This is a genomic window from Streptomyces malaysiensis subsp. malaysiensis, assembly GCF_040653035.1.
GTDB classification, from domain to species: domain Bacteria; phylum Actinomycetota; class Actinomycetes; order Streptomycetales; family Streptomycetaceae; genus Streptomyces; species Streptomyces malaysiensis.
Genome location: NZ_JBEZNG010000059.1, coordinates 1 through 18,186, shown reverse-complemented (window position 1 = coordinate 18,186; position 18,186 = coordinate 1). Strand labels below are relative to the sequence as shown.

10 protein-coding genes and 1 pseudogene are annotated in these 18,186 nt (G+C 68.4%); 9 read left to right on the top strand and 2 right to left on the bottom strand.

The features are described 5' to 3' along the window. A pseudogene (locus AB0E24_RS45570) lies at nucleotides 1–79 on the bottom strand (methyltransferase); the annotation flags it as partial. Between the two features lie 53 nt (nucleotides 80–132). Further along, nucleotides 133–732: a TetR/AcrR family transcriptional regulator gene (locus tag AB0E24_RS45565; RefSeq protein ID WP_159398863.1), complete on the bottom strand. Its 600-nt coding sequence runs from the start codon at nucleotides 730–732 to the stop codon at nucleotides 133–135. 108 nt (nucleotides 733–840) lie between these two features. Here AB0E24_RS45565 and AB0E24_RS45560 point away from each other — a divergent pair, with 108 nt between their 5' ends. The 9 genes from AB0E24_RS45560 to AB0E24_RS45520 form a co-directional block, all read left to right on the top strand. Further along, a complete protein-coding gene (locus AB0E24_RS45560) occupies nucleotides 841–2,334 on the top strand; it encodes an MFS transporter (protein ID WP_147967475.1) in 1,494 nt (497 codons plus the stop codon). A gap of 101 nt (nucleotides 2,335–2,435) precedes the next feature. After that, on the top strand, nucleotides 2,436–3,395 hold the full coding sequence (locus tag AB0E24_RS45555) for an ABC transporter ATP-binding protein (protein ID WP_079260086.1): 960 nt from the start codon (nucleotides 2,436–2,438) through the stop codon (nucleotides 3,393–3,395). After that, nucleotides 3,392–4,153 (top strand): ABC transporter permease, encoded by a 762-nt coding sequence (locus tag AB0E24_RS45550; protein WP_069860606.1) that lies wholly within the window; start codon nucleotides 3,392–3,394, stop codon nucleotides 4,151–4,153. The genes AB0E24_RS45555 and AB0E24_RS45550 overlap by 4 nt, the downstream gene beginning before the upstream one ends. Nucleotides 4,154–4,494: 341 nt before the next feature. Then, nucleotides 4,495–5,358, top strand: a complete 864-nt coding sequence (locus AB0E24_RS45545) for an FG-GAP repeat domain-containing protein (RefSeq protein ID WP_351386400.1) — start codon at nucleotides 4,495–4,497, stop codon at nucleotides 5,356–5,358. Between the two features lie 87 nt (nucleotides 5,359–5,445). Continuing rightward, nucleotides 5,446–6,516: an FG-GAP repeat domain-containing protein gene (locus tag AB0E24_RS45540; protein ID WP_359385886.1), complete on the top strand. Its 1,071-nt coding sequence runs from the start codon at nucleotides 5,446–5,448 to the stop codon at nucleotides 6,514–6,516. Continuing rightward, nucleotides 6,477–9,443, top strand: coding sequence for an AAA family ATPase (locus AB0E24_RS45535; protein WP_359385885.1), 2,967 nt, complete (start codon nucleotides 6,477–6,479; stop codon nucleotides 9,441–9,443). The genes AB0E24_RS45540 and AB0E24_RS45535 overlap by 40 nt, the downstream gene beginning before the upstream one ends. Before the next feature lie 240 nt (nucleotides 9,444–9,683). Beyond that, on the top strand, nucleotides 9,684–10,505 hold the full coding sequence (locus AB0E24_RS45530) for a hypothetical protein (protein ID WP_351386406.1): 822 nt from the start codon (nucleotides 9,684–9,686) through the stop codon (nucleotides 10,503–10,505). A 5-nt stretch (nucleotides 10,506–10,510) separates the two neighbouring features. Then, nucleotides 10,511–13,654 carry a non-ribosomal peptide synthetase gene (locus AB0E24_RS45525; protein WP_359385882.1) on the top strand — a complete coding sequence of 1,048 codons (3,144 nt, stop codon included), beginning with the start codon at nucleotides 10,511–10,513 and terminating at the stop codon, nucleotides 13,652–13,654. A 64-nt stretch (nucleotides 13,655–13,718) separates the two neighbouring features. After that, a partial coding sequence (locus AB0E24_RS45520; protein ID WP_359385880.1) for a beta-ketoacyl synthase N-terminal-like domain-containing protein occupies nucleotides 13,719–18,186 on the top strand: 4,468 nt, incomplete at its 3' end.

The window sequence follows — 18,186 nt, the reverse complement described above, 5'->3', positions numbered from 1 at the left end:
CCCTGACGGTCCGCAGCAGCTCGCGCACGCGCAGCACCTCCGTGGGCTGTGCGGCGGAGTCCACGGTCCGCCCGTTGGCACCGGAATCCGGTGTCCGCCCTCGCCACTGCCCCCAGCCCGCTGTGCGGACCGCTACGCGCCGTTCCCCGGCTGGGTTATCAGCTCCATGGCGACTTTGAGCGTGACCTCGGCGCGCTGCTCCGGTGCGATGCGCACCTCTTCCGGCATCGCTTCCTCACTCAGCAAGGACAGCGCGTCGTTGTTGCTCAGCAGGATCGCGAGCACGGCCAGCTGGGCCCTGAGCTGGTCCGCGAAGTCGGCTTGGGGATCGATGACGAGGGCGAACATCGACTGCACCCCCTGCTGGAGGCGCTGGCCGGCCGGGTGTTCCCGGAGGGCCGCCTGATTCTCCTGTGAGAACAGCATCAGGTTGCGCATCTTGCCGCTGCTGACGAGCTGCGACAGCCGCTCGAGCAGCCCCTTGCGCATGTCGAGCGTCGTCGGCTGGGCCTGTCCCCACTCGGCGACCTCCTCCACCGACGACGCCAAGTCGTCCACCACGCTGGAGAGAATGTCGGCCTTGGTCTTGAAGTGGTAGTAGAGCGCGGCCGTGCTGACGTTCAGTCGGTCGGCGATCTCGCGCAGCGATGTCTTCTCGTAACCGTGTTGGGTGAACAGCTCCAAGGCGACCTGTTGGATCCGTTCGCGTGTGTCACCTCGAGCTTCAGCCATGGCCGTCACCATACCTGAAAGGAAGCAACTTGACGGACGACAAGTAAGTGGTAACTTACTGGACGTCCGACAAGTAGGCCCTGTGGTGTGGTTCGGAGGAGGTATCGGATGACGGCGGTCCCTACCGTCCGTGGTCATGACCTGGAGACATCCGCCGGTCGTGGCCGCTGGTTCGGCTTAGCGGTGATCGTGCTGGCGCAGCTGCTGGTCGTGCTGGACTCGACCGTGCTTGCCGTCGCCCTCCCCTCGGCGCAGCAGGACCTCGGGTTCTCCGACGCCAGCAGACAGTGGGTGCTGACCGCTTACACCCTCGCCTTCGGGGGGCTGCTGCTGCTCGGCGGCAGGATCGCGGACCGGATCGGCCTCAAGAGGTGCTTGGCGCTGGGCGTGACCGGGTTCGGTGTCGTGTCGGCCATCGGCGGGGCCGCGAACAGCGGTGGGATGCTGATCGCCTGCCGTGCCGCCCAGGGGGTGTTCGCCGCACTGCTGGCGCCGTGCACGCTGGCCCTCATCAACGTGATCTTTCCGGACAAGAGGGAACGCGGCAAGGCGTTCGGCATCTACAGCGGAGTGCTCGTGGCCGGCGGCGCACTCGGACTGCTGATCGGCGGGAGCCTCACCGAGTACCTCTCGTGGCGCTGGTGCATGTACGTCAATGTGCCGGTGACCGCCGTGGCCCTGCTGGGCGCGTTGACGGTCCTGCCGCTCTTACCCGGTCACCACATCAAGCTGGACCTCTTCGGCGGGCTGGTCGGCTGCTCCGGACTGGTGGCCATGGTCTACGGCTTCGGCCACGTGGCCGAGCAGGGGTGGGACTCCGCACTGGTGATCGGGCTGCTGATCGCCTCGGTGCTGCTGCTGGGGCTGTTCACCGTCATCCAGTCCAAGCGGAGCAGTCCACTGTTGCCGCTGCGCATCGTGATGGACCGCAATCGTGCCGGGGCCTTCGCCACCATGGTCTTCTCCAGCATCGGCCTGTTCGGCATGTTGCTCTTCCTGACGTATCAGCTTCAGGAGGTCATGGGCTACTCGCCGTTGCGCACCGGCTTCGCCTTCCTGCCGCTGCTGGCCGCGAACGTGAGCGTCTCGGCGATGAGCGCCACGTTGCTACTGCCTCGGGTACGGCCGCGCTATCTGCTGGCGACGGGACTGACGATCGCCGCGTTCGGTCTGTTCCTGCTGACCCGGATGACGCCGGAGAGCTCGTACTGGGACGGCATTCTGCCCGGCGAGGTGGTTCTGGGGCTCGGGCTGGGCACCGTGATGGCGCCCTGTGCCGCCACCGCCACCAATGAAGTCGCCAAGAGCGACACGGGTGTCGCCTCGGCCTTCTTCAACACCTCCACTCAGATCGGCGCGTCGATCGGCACGGCGCTGCTCAACACCATCGCCGCCAACGCCACCAAGGTGTACCAGGGCGCTCATCCCGGGATCCGTGCCGTGCGGGCCACTGTGCACGGCTACGTGGTCGCCGGGAGATGGGCCGCGGGGCTGCTGCTGATGGCGGCCCTGATGGCGGTGGTGCTCATCACCGCGGCGCCGTTCCGGCCCTCGGAGGACGACGAGTGGAGCGACACCGGAGCCGCGGGAGTGCCGGGATGACGTAGGGCGCGTGAGCAGAGGGCATCGGGAACCGCACCCGCACCAGGTCCGCGCCGCCGCAGGGTCTGCCGCACACAGCGATATAGGGGAGAGGATCGACAGTGATCGAAGCCAGGCATCTGACCAAGCGCTACGGCGACAAACTGGCCGTCGACGAGCTGACGTTCAGTGTGAATCCCGGGGTGGTGACCGGATTCCTGGGGCCGAACGGCGCCGGCAAGTCGACGACCATGCGGATGATTCTGGGGCTGGACCGGCCGGACGGCGGTGAGGTCCTGATCGACGGCAAGCGCTACCACGACCTGGGCCGGCCGTTACGGACGGTGGGAGCTCTCCTCGATGCGAAGTGGGCACATCCGAATCGTTCGGCGCACGCGCACTTGCGGTGGCTGGCGAAGTCCAACGGGCTGCCCGCCCGCCGTGCGGACGAGGTGCTGGAGACGGTCGGGCTGACCGAGGTGGCGCGCCGCCGCGCGGGCGGCTTCTCCCTCGGGATGTTCCAGAGGCTGGGCATCGCGGCGGCCCTGTTGGGCGATCCGCAGCTGCTGCTGTTCGACGAGCCGGTCAATGGACTCGATCCGGAAGGGATCCTGTGGATCCGGCGGTTCATGCAGAGGCTGGCGGCCGAAGGGCGCACCGTGTTCGTCTCCAGCCATCTGCTGTCCGAGATGGCGCTGACGGCCGAGGAACTGGTGGTCATCGGGCGCGGCAAGCTCATCGCCCAGTGCAGCACCGCGCACTTCGTCAGCCAGGCGAGCCGCAGCGCGGTCGTGGTGCGCAGCCCCGAGGCCGGGGTCCTGATGCCGGTCATCGAGGCGGCCGGGTACCGCGTCGAGTGCGGCGAGGACCCGACCCGGTTGGTGGTGTCAGGGGCGTCCACCGAGGAGATCGGCGAGATCGCCGCCGCGCATCGGATCACGCTGCACGAGCTGATGGAGCAGAACGGGTCGCTCGAAGAGGCGTTCATGGAGATCACCGGTGACGCGGTCGAGTATCACGCGGACATTCGGGGGTCCGTCGAGGAGCGGTCCCTCCTGGCTTCGATCGGAGATGAAAGTTGACACTGCTGGCAGTCGAGCGGATCAAGCTCTTCAGCACCCGCTCGCCGACGTTCTCCATCCCCTTGGCCCTGGGCTTCGCGGTAGGGCTCGGGGCCATGTTCACATCGCAGTCCGATGACGAGAACCCCGCGACGGTGGGCGTCACGCAGATGGGATACAGCTCCGGTCTGATCGTCATGATGGCGATGGCGACGCTGTCGGTGACCACCGAGTACCGCTACAACACCATCAGGCTCACCTTCCAGGCCGTCCCCCGCCGCGCCGCGGTTCTGCTGGCCAAGACCGGTGTGGTGGTGCTCGTCTCCGCGGTGACGGGCCTCATCGGTGCCTTCGCGGCCTGGGGCCTCGGACAGTTGGTGAAGTCGGACGCGGACCTCGCCCTCGACAGTGGCGGGGACTGGCGAGCCGTGGCCGGTGTGGGCCTGGTGTACGCGGTGGCCGCCGTTCTGGCGGTGGCCGTCGGACTGCTGGTCCGGCACAGCGCCGCCGCCATCGCGGTCGTTCTGGTCTACACGCTTCTGCTGGAAACGGTCGTCACATCGATCCCGGCGCTGGGCGAGCATGTGCAACCCTGGCTGCCGTTCAAGGCGGCGAACTACTTCCTGACCGATGGCCAGCCCGACCGGGTCACGGAGGGGGTGTCCGGGAATACCGTCGATTATCCCTATGGCCCGTGGATCGGTCTCCTCTTTTTTGCGGGAATCACCGCGGCGATTTATGTCGTCTCCTTGATCACAACGCAGAAGCGTGACGCGTGAGGCGACGTTTCGGCATTGTCGGCAGGTCCTTGCGGAAGTGACGAGCGGCCCCGCTCGTCAGGTCGCGATGGCAGGCGGTCAGTCGAATGGTGACCGGCTCCGGGCTAGGGTCCGGAGCCGGCCACAGCGCTTCGATGACGTTGAGAGTTCGCAGGTCAACGGGGTGGTTGAGGCTGCTGATGCATGGCGTAGGGGAGGGATAGGGGTGTAGGGGGGTATGTGGCCGTGAATAGCATGGCCACACAAACCGGGAGACTCACTCAGTTTGTAGCGATATTTCTGAGCACTTTTCAGCCAAGGGGAGAGCTGGCCGATATCTCCCCTTCGGGAACGGGGGAAGCATGCTGTGGAACCTGGTCGGCGTCGGGCAGTCCGCTTCGTTCAACGGAGACGGCAGACGAGATGTACTTGCGCGTAGCTTTGAGACCGGTGACCTCTTCGTGTACCCCCATCAGGGGCGGTTGGATGGCCTGAACACCTATGGCGCCCCGATGAAGATCGGTACGGGGTTCCACTGCGGATATTTCCGGTGGATCGGCGCGGGCGACTTCACCGGTGACGGCAGAGCCGACGTGTACGTCACGACCGCGGACGCGAAGTGCTTCCTCTACCCGAACCCGGCCGGTCTCAATGACCTCGACACACTCGGCGAGCGGATCCACATCGGTGGGAAGCGCCCCGAGGTGATGTACGACTCGCTTGCGCTGGCCGATCTCGACGGCGACGGCAGGGTGGACTGTTTCGGGCGCCAGGTGGGCACGGGCAACGTCGACTCCATCCTCAATACCGGCATCAGCGGGCTGGACACCTGGGCCGCCCCGGAACCCATGCTCACCATGGACAAGACGTCCTGGCCCATCGGAATGGCCGACGTCACCGGCAACGGCGAGCTGGACCTGATCGTCCGCAGAGACACCGGGGAACTCGCCCTCCACGACTTCTTCGCCGGTGGCAAGGACGCCGATGGCCGGCCCAAGGGCGCGGGCGAGTGGTACACGATCAGCCGTGGCTGGGATGGCGTGCGGGCCATCGACATCACCGACATCGACGGTGACGGGAAGCCGGATCTCCTCGCCCTGCGGGTGGACGGCACCCTTGTCGCCCATGTGCACCAAGGGGTGTTCGACCCGGAGCGACCGCTGTCGACATTCCGCGAGCCCGTGGCGGTGGCCGTGGGCTGGAACGACTTCGACTACATCAGCTGACATTCGCATGTCCGGCGCGCACGACCGGCGCTCGGGCCGGTGCCTTTTCAACCCTGGAACGGTGGAGCTCGCACGAGGGGAACATGAATGACAGAGATGGTATCGAACAACATGAAGGCGCGGTTCGCGCCGGCCGTCAACCATCCCGTGCAGGATGGCACGACGGGCATCGTCACCGCCGACCTGACGGGTGACGGCACACTCGACGCGGTCGTCATCAACCACAACTCCGATAGCGTCTCGGTGCTGCTGGGCGACGGATCCGGGGGATTCGGTCCGCCGAAGCACTATCCGACCGGTGGCGGGCCCTGCGGGATAGCCCCCACCGACCTGACCGGTGACGGTGTCGTCGACCTGGCCGTCGCGAACTACAAGTCCAACTTTGTCACCGTTCTGCGCGGCGACGGCGACGGTGGCTTCACCGTGACCGAGGCACCCCTGGACCGCAGGGGCCCGTCCCGCGTCGCAGGTGGCGACTTCACCGGCACCGGCACCCTTGACCTGGCCGCGGTGTACTTCGACGCGGACTCCCTCACGGTGCTGCTCGGCGACGGCGAGGGCGGCTTCACACGCGGTCCGACCGACTACCCCACCGGCGGGGGCCCCTCCGGCGTGATCGCCGCCGACCTCACCGGCGACGGTGCCCTCGACCTGGTCACGGCCAACTACCGGACCAACGACATCACCGTGCTGCTGGGGGACGGGGCGGGAGGATTCAAGGCTCCCGTCAACATCCCGGTCGGTGGCGCGGGGCCGTCCGACGTCGTCGCGGGAGACCTTACGGGTAACGGGGTTCTGGACCTGGTGACGGCCGACTTCAAGACGGACTCGGTCACCGTGCTGTTCGGGGACGGCAAGGGGGGCTTCAGCGCTCCCGTGGCGATCGGCGCGGGAAAGGGGCCGTCCGGGGTGACTGTGGCCGACCTGGGTGGCGACGGCACTCTGGACATCGCCGTCGCGAACTACAAGTCCGATGACGTGACGATTCTCCTCGGTGATGGAACGGGGAAATTCCACGAATCGTTCGCACTGCCGGCAGGTAAGGGAGCCGCCAGGGTCGTGGCCGCGGACCTGGACGGAAATGGTGCGCTCGATCTGCTGACCGCCAATTACGACTCATGCGACGTGACCGTGCTGCGCAATATCAGGAGGATGTAGGGCCGAGGTCGTACGCAGCTTCCTGGCCGGGTCTCCTGACCTGGCCAGGAACGCTTGTGGGAGACAACGGGCATAAAGCGGTATGGGCACTCGGGTGCAACTTTCTGCCTAGGGGGAAATGTATGTCTTGCATAGAGCGTGACCGTGATCTCGAGTTACTCGAGGGAGATTTCGCCGACTGTGCCGATGGCAGAGGCCGAGTCATCCTGATCAGCGGGGCCCCGGGGGCCGGGAAGACGGAATTGCTGCGCACCTTCGGTGAGCGCGTGGCCGCGGGCGGTGGGCTACTGGTGCGGGTGAGCGGCTCACCGACCGAACAATCGCTGGGCTTCGGTGTGTTCGACCAGCTCATGCGAGGTGTGGCGAGCCTGGACGGCGCCATGGGCGAGGCAGTGACACTCCTGGAGGACCACACCGTCCAAACCATCCCCGCGAACGGTGACCGCATCACCCCGCGTCACGCCCAGCTGACACTGGCACTACTGCGTGACCTCATGCGGCTCACGCTCGACCGTCCCGTCGTGATCGGCATCGACGACCTGCAATACGTCGACTCCCTCTCGTTGCAGTGCCTGCTCTATTTGATCCGTCGACTTGAATCGATGCGAATCCTGGTCGTGCTCACGGGAGGCCCGCGGTGCCAACTGACCTATCCGATCTTCTACGACGAAATCCTCCGGCAGCCGCATGCCCGGCGGATACAACTGGCGCTGCTGTCCAGAGAGGGTGTCAGACGGCTCGTCACGGAAAACTGTGAAAACCCCAAAGAATCCTTCTCCGACGCATGCTTCGAGCTGAGTGGCGGAAACCCTCTTCTGGTGCATGCCCTGCTCTCCGACACTGCCGCGACGGTGAAGGCCAATCAACGGCGCTGTGTGACGAGCCCGACCCCCGGAGCCACCTTCCGGGAAGCGGTCCTGGCATGTGTCTACGGGAACGGAGCCGAGGGATTCACGATCGCCACGGCGATCGCCGTACTTCAGGATCGCAGCTCGCCCGAACTGATCGGAAGACTCTGCGACATCGACGGCGAGTCGCTCGCGCACACCATCCACGCCCTGGAGGGGGCCGGTCTGATGGCCGCCCGCGGCTTCCGGCACCCCGCCATCCAGCTCGCGGTCCTGGAGGACCTGCCGCCGGAGTGCCGTGCGGAGCTCCGGCTGCGTGCCGCGGAGTTGCTGTACAGCGCCGGAGCGCCCGATCTCGAGGTCGCCGCTCATCTCGTCGCCGCCGGAAGGGTCCGCGAGAACTGGGCTCCCGCCGTGCTCAGGGAGGCGGCCAAGCAGGCGATCGGCGAAGGCGCGGAGAGCGCCGCGGAATACCTCGAACTCGCCCTTCACGCCTGCTCCGACGACAGGGAACGGGCATCGATCAGTACCGCGATCGCCGAGGTGGAGTTCTGGGACAACCCGGGCAACGCCATCCGGCGCTTCGGCGAGTTGCTGACCTGGCTGCGCCTTGGCCTGCTGTCCGGCCGCGACGCCGTATTCGTGATCGGCCTGCTCCTCTGGTGTGGCCATGTGGCCGAGGCCGAGCGGGCATCACGTTCGTTGGCCGCGTCCGCTGATCGGCTGGACGAAGAGGGCATGGCCGAAGTGCGGAAACTACCGCTCCATCTGTTCAGCTGGGCCCCCGCCTGGGCCACCGACCCCGTGATCGCGCAGACCACGCGGCGAGAGGCGGACGTCGCTTCGGTCGCCGTGGCCGGCGACCCGGGACGACAGGCCGTCATCTCGCTGAATGCCGTCCTGAGGGGCGTCAGCGACGACAACCTGGTCCATGAGGCCGAGTACATTCTCGACGGCGCCAAAACAGCCGGCATGCGCGTGGGGGTCACGGCTCATGTCACCAACGCCCTCATGACCCTGGTCTACCTCGATCGGCTGCACCTTGCGGAACGATGGTGCACGGTGCTGCTGAAGGAAGCCACGACGACCCGCGACCGGAGCCTGCACGCCGGACTCTTCACCATCGGGGCCGAGATCGCCTTCCGGCTGGGCGATCTGCTCACCGCCGAGCGCTACTCGCGCCTGGCCCTCAACCGTTTGCAGCGGGAGAGCTGGGGCGTGGGAATAGGCGCGCCGGTGTCCGTCCAGGTGCTCGCGGCGACCGCGATGGGCAAGCACCAGGAGGCCGCCCGGGCGTTGCAGTTACCCGTGCCGGAGGCCATGTTCCAGACCCGATTCGGTCTGCACTACCTGTATGCGCGCGGGCACTACTACCTCTCCGTCGACCGTGCTCATGCCGCGCTCAAGGACTTCCAGACCTGTGGCCGGCTGATGGTCGACTGGGGCATCGACGTGCCGTCCCTGGTGGGTTGGCGAGCCGCCGCCGCCGAGGCGTACCTGCGGTTGAACCGTACGAAGGAGGCGAGGCAGCTCAGCGAGGAACAGCTGGCCAAGACCGATTCCCGCTCCCGTGCTCATGGAGTCGCGCTGCGGCTGCTCGCCGGGGCCAGCAAGGTCAAGGTCCGGTCGGAGCTTTTGAAGCAGTCGGTTTACCTTCTCGAACAGCACGGCGACCGACTGGAACTGGCGCGCTCTCTGTCCGAACTCAGCCACGTCTACCATGCGCAGGGTGAGTTTGAGCGGAGCAAGATGCTGGCCCGCCGGTCCCGGTATCTCGCCAGGGAGTGCCACGCCGAGGTCAGTCAGTTGAAGCACCCGCCCGAGAAGAGCTCCGAGGACTCCGAGGCACTGGTCTTTTCCCCGGTCGAGAGCGAGGGTATCGCCGGACTGAGCGAAGCGGAACAGCGCGTCGCGGTGTTGGCCGCCCAGGGCAATACCAACCGGGAGGTGGCCAGGAGGTTGCACATCACGGTGAGCACGGTGGAACAGCATCTGACCCGGGCCTATCGGAAGTTGGAGATCAACGGCCGCTCGGATCTACCCGATCGCATATGGCTCAAGCATCCGGAGGCCATATGAGAGCGTGCTCCGAGGAGTGACATCCGGGCATGAACACCGTGTCCAGCAGTGCACCATGCCACCGGCCGTGGCGTCCGGCGCCCATCCTGACGCGACGGTCGGCTCTTTTGCGTGTCCGTCTCCGCTCTCTCTGCCGCGACCTCGGAGATAAGGGAAGAGTAGGGGTTCTGGGGGTAGCCGGAGCTAATTAAGCTCGCCACCAAGAGAAAACATGACGCTTTCGGTGGGGGAATCACCCTGATGCCCAGGACTGAATCGTGGAAAGAGCTGTACGGTGGCGACGGAAAAGATTTGGTGCTCGCCATAGATTTTCCGGTGACCGGTCGCCCCGAAGGCACGTTCTCCGACATGTACGCAGGGATGGAACCGGACTATTCCATCTGGGAGACCACGGTTCCGGAAGCCGATGGCCAAGTCAGCGCCGAAAGGTATGTCACGCGCTGGTCGGCTGATGCGCGGAATGCCGGACGCAGAATCCGGGGGGTGCTCGGATACTGCGCCGGCAGTGTCTTCGCCGCCGAGCTGGCAAGGCGAATCTCCGAATGGCAGAACGAGCCTCCTGAGGTCGTCCTCTTCGACCCCGAAGTGCCCACCGGCCGAACCCTCTACATCCAGTTCCACCAGGCTCTCGAAACCATGGTCGGCGTGCTCACTCCCGATGAGATCGCCGACGTGCGCGCCGAAGGACAGTCGGCTCACGGCGGCAAGGACGACCTCGTGGCGTACGGTGCGGCCCTCGGCAAGATCTTCCGCGAAGCGGGGCACGTCGCCTTCCAGCGCATCGGACTTGATGCCGACCGAGGAGAGGAACTGGTCGGCACTTTTCTCTCCTTCCTCACCTGGCTGGCCGTGACCACCCAGATTGACCCCACCGCCATCTGGGCCCGATCGGTCGCCGTCACCTCGGCCACCTCCACGAACGGACTGAACACGGTGCCGCCCGAGGCCCGTGACGGCATCGTCGCCCGAGAGTTGCGCTTCGACGTCGAGCACCGCGATCTGCTGCGGACTGCCGAGGTGGGCCGTGCCGTGACCGAACTGCTCGCCCGGCGCGGGAGGTAGAAGACATGGCGTCCATGGAGGCGACAGGCGGGACGACGCGCAAGGAACAGGCGTTGTGGCTGCTGGAACAACTCGTCCCCGACAAGGGGGTGAACAACCTCTCCCTCGCCTTCCGTGTGAACGGAGCGCTGCGACAGGACGCACTGGCCCGGACACTGGCAACGCTGGTCCGGCGCCATGAGGTACTGCGGACCAGCTATCGCGCCGAGCCCACCCGGCTCGGCAAAAAGATCCTCGAACCCGATGACGTCCGCATCGACGTGGAGCGCAGGAATACCTCCCCGGAGCGGATCCAGCAGGATCTCACCGCGTTCGTGTCGGCCTCCTTCCCGTTGGACGGAGGGATCCTGGTGCGGGCCGCGCACTTCGAGAGCCCCGGAGGGGACTACTTCTGTCTGGTGGCCCACCACCTCGTCTTCGACACGATCTCCGCCGGAATCCTCGCCGAGGAACTCGTCCTCGGCTACGACGCGTTCGCGGCCGGAGTGACCCCCATAGAGTTGCTGGCCCCGGTGCCGGTCATGCCCGCGGAGGAGCCGAACGACGGCAGCCTCGCCTTCTGGCGGGAACACCTGCGGGACTTCGAGCCCAAGGGGCTCGAACTATGGTGCGGCGAACCCGATGTGCCCAGGCCCACCCTGGCCGGCGACCACGTCACGCTCGAGCTCGCGCCCCAGGCGCGGGAGGCGGTACGGCGCATGGCACGCGAGCTGCGGGCACCCGAGGCCGTCGTACTGTACGCGGCGTACTACCTCCTGCTGGCCGCGCACGGCGCCGGGCCGGACATGGTCGTCGGATCCCCCGTCAACGTCAGGGGCCCCCAACACCAGCGCGCGATCGGGTACCACGTCAACGTGTTGCCGGTGCGGGTGAAGGTCGACTTCGCGGAGGGGTTCGGACAGCTCGTGCTGCGCACGAGGGACACGTTCTTCGAGGCCATCTCGCACGCCAATGTCTCGGTGGACATTCTGTCGGCCGAACTCAACCGGGTCGGCTCGGCGTGGCGGGACACGCTCTTCCGGCATCTGTTCAACTACGTGCCGGACATGGGGCTGCGGGCGTTCAAGATCGACGGCATGACCGCGGACCCGGTGGTCGTGGAGAACGCGTACAGCAAGTTCGACCTCGAGTTCTTCGTCATGTCCTCGCCCGAGAGCATCCGGTTGCGCGCGGTGCACTACACCGAGGTGCTCAGCACCGAGAACGTCGAGCTGCTGCTGCGCAGGTACGAGGCGCTGCTGCTCGCGGTGGCCGGGGCGGCCGACCGGCCCGTCGGTGAGTTCCGGATATGGAGCCCGGAGGACCATGAGGTCATCGAGGCGGCCAACCGCACCGCACGGCCCGAACAGCCGGCGACCGTGCTCGATGCGATCAGGCGGCACGTCGCCTCGGCCCCGGACTCCATCGTCGTGGAACACGGCGACCGACGATCGACCTACCGACAGGTCTGGGACGCGGCCGTGTCCACACGGCGAGCCCTGGCCGACGGCGGTGTGCGGCCGGGGGACGTGGTCGCCATCGCCGCCCCCCGCGGCGCCGAACTCGTCGCCGCGGTGCTCGGTGTATGGCTCGCCGGAGCGGCCTACCTGCCACTCGACCTGACCCATCCGGCCGAACGCCTGGCCTACCAGCTCGCCGATTCGGGTGCGACGGCCGTGCTCGCCGCCCCGGGCGGCCGGCTCCCGGACAGCGCGACGGGCACCAGGATCCAGCTGGCCGCCGTCGGCGGTACGGCCACCGCGGGCGACCCGGAGGTAGAGGACGGCACGGATGCCGAGGACGGCACGGATGCCGAGGACGGCCCGGTGCTCGCGCCCCGGCCGGAGGACCGCGCCTACCTGATCTACACCTCGGGCTCCACCGGACGCCCCAAGGGCACTCTCATCACCCACCGAGGTCTCGCCAATGTGGCCGCCCACTTCGCCGAGGAACTGGCGGTGACCCCGGCGGACCGCATGCTCTGGATCACCACCTTCGCCTTCGACATGTGCGGCCTTGAGCTCTATATGCCGCTGGTCGCGGGTGCCCGTATGGTGGTCGGCCCTGATCACGCCCGCACCGACGGCCGGGCGCTCGCGGCCGTGCTCGACCGGCATGAGATCGGCATCCTCCAGGCCACCCCGACCACCTGGCGGCTGGTGCTCGACGACATCGCGGACCGGATCGCCGGACGCCGCGTGATCTGCGGAGGCGAACCGGTGCCGGTGGCCCTGGCGCGCCGTCTGGTGGACATCGGCTGCCAGGTACACCACCTGTACGGACCCACCGAGACCACCATCTGGTCCACCTCCAGCCGACTCGTGGAGGCACCCGGCCCCACCCTCGACGTGGGCCGGCCGATCCGCAACACCCGGGTGTTCATCACCGCCCCCGACGGGCGGGAACTGCCCATCGGGGTACGAGGCGACCTGTGCATCGCCGGAAGCGGCGTGGCCATCGGCTACCACAACCGGCCCGAACTCACCGCAAGCGCGTTCGGAGAGCACCCCGCCCACGGGGCCTACTACCGCACCGGCGACATGGCCCGGTGGCGGCGCGACGGATCGCTCGAACTGCTCGGCCGCGTCGATCGCCAGATCAAGCTGCGCGGCAACCGCATCGAGCTCGCCGAGGTCGAGGCCGTACTGCTCACCCACCCCGATGTGACGGCCGCCGCGGTCGTCGTGTCCGGGGACCCGGGCTCGGACGGGCTGCTGGTGGCGTTCGTCGAGACGGCCGACGGCACCGGGGCCGCCGATCGGCTGTGGGAGCACGCCCGCTCCCAGCTGCCGCATTCGGCGGTGCCCCAGGATTTCGTGGTCCTCGACGCCCTGCCGAGAAACGCCAACCAGAAGGTGGATTACCCGGCCCTGGCCCGGACCGCCGACGAGCGGCGTGCCACGACGGGCGGTGGCGCCGCGGCCGCCGCGGACGACGAGGCCCCCGCCGACGACACCACGACCGGCGTACTGCTGGCGCTGTGGCGTGATCTGCTGGGTCGCCACGACCTGACGCCGCGGTCGAACTTCTTCGCGCACGGTGGACATTCCCTGCTGGGCGCCCAACTCGTACAGCGCATCGAGCAAGCGACCGGGGTCCGCGCGACCCTGTCCGAGCTGTTCGGCAACCCGACCCCGGAACAACTGGCGGTATGGCTGCGGGACCGCTGATGTGAGGCCCGTCCTGGGGGCGGACGGCGGTGTTTTTCACAAGGAGTGTGGGGTGCGCGGGAAAATGACGAGCCAGCACAGCCGGGAAACCGATATCGCAGTCGTCGGACTGTCCTGCCGACTGCCCGGCGCGTCGGACCCGGACGCCTTCTGGCAGCTGCTGCGGAACGGACACGACGCGGTCACCGAGGTGCCGGCCGGGCGGTTCACCATCGGACCATCCGAGCCCGCGGGGGAGGAGAACCCCCTGCGCTGGGGCGCCTTCCTCGACCGGGTCGACACCTTCGACGCCGACTTCTTCGGGATATCCCCGCGCGAGGCCGCCGCGATGGACCCCCAGCAGCGACTGACCCTCGAACTCGCATGGGAGGCGCTGGAGGAGGCGGGCATCCCGCCCGGCCAGATGGCGGGCACCGCCGTCGGTGTGTTCGTCGGCACCGGCCGGGACGACTACGCCGCCCTGGTGCGCCGGTACGGCACCGGCGTCATCGGCCCGCACACCATGACCGGCCTGCACCGCGGGCTCATCGCCAATCGCGTCTCCTACACACTCGGGCTCACCGGGCCGAGCCTCACCGTCGACACCGGCCAGTCGTCGTCACTGGTCGCCGTCCACGCCGCCGTCGAGAGTCTGCGCCGGGGTGAGTCACACACCGCTCTTGCCGGAGGGGTGAGCCTCATGCTCGCGGCCGACAGCGCGGTCGAGGCCGCCGAATTCGGTGCCCTGTCCCCGGACGGCCGCTGCTACACCTTCGACGCCCGCGCCAATGGATTCGTGCGTGGGGAAGGCGGCGCGTTCGTCGTCCTCAAACCCCTCGCCCGAGCCGTCGCCGACGGGGACCTGATCCACTGCGTGATCCGTGGCAGCGCGGTCAACAACGACGGCGGCGGCAGCAGTCTCACCACCCCGCGCCGCGCCGCTCAGGAGGAGGTGCTGCGTGCCGCCTACCGCGAGGCCGGACTCGACCCCGACCAGGTGCAGTACATCGAACTGCACGGCACCGGCACCAAAGTGGGCGATCCCGTCGAGGCCGCCGCGCTGGGCGCGGCCCTGGGCACCGGCCGGCCGGCCACCGAGCCCCTGCGCGTGGGATCGGCGAAAACCAACGTCGGCCATCTGGAGGCCGCTGCCGGAATCGTCGGACTGGTCAAGGTCGCGCTGAGCATGCGCCACCGCGAACTGCCGCCCAGTCTCAACTACGAGACCCCGAACCCCCTCATCCCACTCGACGACCTGAGGCTGTCGGTCCAGCGGGACCTGGAGCCATGGACCGCGCCGGACGTCCTGCTGGCCGGGGTCAGTTCATTCGGCATGGGGGGCACCAACTGCCATGTCGTGATTGCGGAGGCGCCACCCCGCCCCGTCCCCGCCACGCCCGATGACCCCCGCACACTGCTGTGGGTCCTCTCCGGCCGTGGCGAGCAGGCCCTGCGGGAGCAGGCCGGGCGCCTGCGCGCACACCTGCGTGGAATCTCCGATCCCGACCCGTTCCGGATCGGCTACTCGCTGGCCGTCACCCGAACGGCCTTCGAGAACCGGGCCGCAATCGTCGCCTCACATCCGGACGAGCTCCGCGACGGGCTCGACGCGCTTGCCGAAGGACGTCGGTCAGCACACGTCGTCTCATACCGCACCCCGTCGGCGGAGCGGCCCGGGCTGGCGTTCCTCTTCAGCGGCCAGGGCAGCCAGCGAGCCCGGATGGGACGCGAACTCCACTCGGCGTTCCCGGCCTTCGCCGAAGCCTTCGACGCGGTCCGCGCCGAGCTCGACCCCCGACTGGACCTGCCTCTGTCCCGGGTCGTGTTCGCCGAGCCCGGCACCCGGGAGTCGGAGCTGCTGGACCAGACGGTGTTCACACAGACCGCGTTGTTCGCCTTCGAAGTGGCCTTCTTCCGCCTGCTGGCGGACTGGGGCGTGGCACCGGACGTCCTCGTCGGTCACTCGATCGGTGAACTCGCCGCCGCACACGTGGCCGGTGTGCTGACGCTGCCCGACGCCTGTGCGCTGGTCGCGGCCCGCGGCAGGCTGATGCAGGCGCTCCCCGACGGCGGCGCCATGGTGTCGCTGGAGGCGTCCGAAGCCGAGGTCCGCGCCCTGCTCACCGAGACGGACGGCCAAGGCGTCGACATCGCGGCCGTCAACGGTCCTCGGGCCACCGTCATCGCAGGGGACGAGCGGGCCGTACTCGACGTGGCGGAGCAGTGGCGCGAGCGCGGTCGCAGGACGAAACGGCTACGAGTGAGTCACGCCTTCCACTCCCGGTCCATGGACGGCATGCTCGAGGATTTCCGCCAGGTGGCGGAGGGTCTGTCCTACGCCCCGCCGGCCATTCCCATCATCTCCAACCTCACCGGCCGCTTCGTCATGGCCGACGACATGGCCGTGCCGGACTACTGGGTCCGCCATGTCCGCCATACGGTGCGGTTCGCCGATTCCATGGATCTCCTGCGCGCCGAGGGGATCGGTGCTTTCACCGAGCTCGGGCCGGGCGGGGTCCTCGTGGCTCAGGCCCAGCAGTGTCTGAGCGACCAGGCGGACGCGGTGTTCCTCCCGGGGCCCAGCGGCGGGGAGGCGGACGGCCCGGACGAGGTGCGGCACGTCCTCACCACCGTCGCCCGCCTGTTCACCCGTGGCCGCCCGGTGAACTGGGAGGCGGTGTACGGCGGGCAGCCCACCGACCGCACACCCCTGCCCACCTACCCGTTCCAGCGCCGTCGGCACTGGCTTCCGGAAGCCGACCGGCCCACCGCTCCGCCGCGGCCCGCCGTCCCCGCACACCGGGGCGGCACGGAAGCGCATGCCGCGGAACCGGACGGCCCCGTGGCCAACGAGTCGTTCACCGCCCGGCTCACCGCACTCGCCACCGCCGAACGGCCGCGCTTCGCCCTCCGGCTCGTGCGCACCCTCAGCGCCGAGGTACTCGGCCACGACGGCCCCGACGACATCGCGGCCGACCGCACCTTCCGTGAGCTCGGGGTCGACTCGCTGCTCGCGGTCGCGCTGCGCGACCTGCTCGCCCAGGCCACCGGATCGCGGCTGCCTGGAAGCATTCTGTTCGACCACCCCACGCCCGCCACCCTCGCGCGGCACCTGGTCGACTCGGCCCTCGGCAAGACGGACACCCCGGTCACCCCCACCTCCCCGGCGCCGGCGGAAGAGCCGATCGCGATCATCGGCATGGGGTGCCGCTACCCCGGTGGCGCCGACTCACCGGAGAGTCTGTGGCAGCTGGTCGCCTCGGGCGTGGACGCCATCTCGGCCCTCCCGACCGACCGCGGCTGGGACATGGACGCTCTGTACGACGCCGACCCGGAGCACGTGGGCACCTCGTACACCTCACAGGGGGGCTTCCTGCACCACGCCGCGCTGTTCGACGCGGGCTTCTTCGGAATATCCCCGCGCGAGGCCACCGCGATGGATCCGCAGCAGCGGCTGCTGCTGGAAACCTCGTGGGAGGCGTTCGAGCGAGCCGGAATCGACCCCGCGTCGCTGCGCGGCAGCCGGACCGGAGTCTTCACAGGAGCCATGTCCCAGGACTACGGTCCCCGGCTGCACGAGCCGGCCGATGGGTTCGAGGGCTATCTGCTCACGGGCAGCACCGGCAGCGTGCTCTCGGGGCGTATCGCTTACACCCTGGGGCTGGTCGGGCCGGCCATCACCATCGACACCGCGTGCTCCTCCTCGCTGGTGGCGCTCCACCTCGCTGCGCGGTCGCTGCGCGGCGGCGAGTGCTCACTGGCCCTGGCCGGTGGTGCCACCGTGATGGCGAACCCGGGCATGTTCGTGGAGTTCAGCCGCCAGCGAGGGCTGTCGTCCGACGGACGCTGCAAGGCGTTCGGCGCGGACGCGGACGGCACGGGCTGGGCGGAGGGCGTGGGCGTCCTGGTCCTCGAACGGCTTTCCGACGCGCGGCGCAACAGCCACCGGGTGCTCGCGCTCGTACGCGGCAGCGCGGTCAACCAGGACGGTGCGTCCAACGGGCTCACCGCGCCGAACGGCCCCTCGCAGCAGCGGGTGATCCGGCAGGCCCTCGCCGACGCCGAGCTCACCGCGGCGGACGTGGACGCGGTCGAGGCACACGGCACCGGCACCCGGCTGGGCGACCCCATCGAGGCGCATGCGCTGCTCGGCACCTACGGCCAGGACCGGGACGGCGACCAGCCGCTCTGGCTCGGTTCCCTCAAGTCGAACATCGGACACACCCAGGCGGCCGCCGGTGTCGGCGGTGTCATCAAGATGGTGATGGCCCTCCAACACGGGCAGCTGCCGCGGACACTGCACGCCGCGGAGCCCTCGCCCCACGTGGACTGGTCCGCCGGCCGCGTCGAACTGCTGACCACGCGGCGCGACTGGCCGCGGACCGGTCGGCCGCGTCGGGCGGGCGTCTCCTCGTTCGGCGTGAGCGGTACCAACGCACACGTGATCCTGGAACAGGGTGAGCCTGAGTCTGCTGCTGTGGGTGAGGGTGATCCGCCTGTTGCGGTGGCGTGGACGGTGTCGGGTCGGACTGATGCGGCGTTGCGGGCGCAGG

Excerpts from the sequence above, each read along its gene's own strand:
- AB0E24_RS45535 (WP_359385885.1), top strand. The coding sequence starts at position 6,477 with ATGCGACGTGACCGTGCTGCGCAATATCAGGAGGATGTAGGGCCGAGG.
- AB0E24_RS45565 (WP_159398863.1), bottom strand. The coding sequence starts at position 732 with ATGGCTGAAGCTCGAGGTGACACACGCGAACGGATCCAACAGGTCGCC.
- AB0E24_RS45560 (WP_147967475.1), top strand. The coding sequence starts at position 841 with ATGACGGCGGTCCCTACCGTCCGTGGTCATGACCTGGAGACATCCGCC.
- AB0E24_RS45530 (WP_351386406.1), top strand. The coding sequence starts at position 9,684 with ATGCCCAGGACTGAATCGTGGAAAGAGCTGTACGGTGGCGACGGAAAA.
- AB0E24_RS45540 (WP_359385886.1), top strand. The coding sequence starts at position 5,446 with ATGACAGAGATGGTATCGAACAACATGAAGGCGCGGTTCGCGCCGGCC.
- AB0E24_RS45545 (WP_351386400.1), top strand. The coding sequence starts at position 4,495 with ATGCTGTGGAACCTGGTCGGCGTCGGGCAGTCCGCTTCGTTCAACGGA.
- AB0E24_RS45525 (WP_359385882.1), top strand. The coding sequence starts at position 10,511 with ATGGCGTCCATGGAGGCGACAGGCGGGACGACGCGCAAGGAACAGGCG.